The following is a 363-nucleotide window of genomic DNA, read 5'->3' as shown; positions in this document are numbered from 1 at the left end:
ATCATCACCAAAATCGATGTCGGTGTTTGCTCGGCTGGCTTCATCACCACACAACAGCCCGCAGCCAGTGCAGGTGCCAATTTCCAAGCCGACATTAAAATCGGGAAGTTCCAAGGAATGATCTGGCCGACTACACCAATTGGTTCCGGGAAGTGGTAACTTGCGGTGTTTGAATCTAGCTCTGCTGCGCTGCCTTCTTGCGCTCGAATACAACCCGCAAAGTAACGGAAGTGATCGACAACTAAAGGAATGTCTGCTGCCAAAGTTTCACGCACAGGCTTGCCGTTTTCCCACGTCTCAGCGACTGCGATTTCTTCTAGGTTCGCTTCAATGCGATCGGCAATTTTAAGTAGGATGTTGGAG

General features: G+C 50.1%; 1 protein-coding gene. It reads right to left on the bottom strand.

The window, feature by feature from the left end:
- A partial coding sequence (locus tag AB4653_RS10175) for an aldehyde dehydrogenase family protein (RefSeq protein WP_372104059.1) occupies nucleotides 1-363 on the bottom strand: 363 nt, incomplete at both ends.

This window comes from Vibrio sp. 10N.222.48.A3 (assembly GCF_041475345.1).
GTDB classification, from domain to species: Bacteria; Pseudomonadota; Gammaproteobacteria; order Enterobacterales; family Vibrionaceae; genus Vibrio; species Vibrio tasmaniensis_A.
Note: the sequence above shows the minus strand (reverse complement) of the source record. Positions and strands in the feature narration are given on the sequence as shown.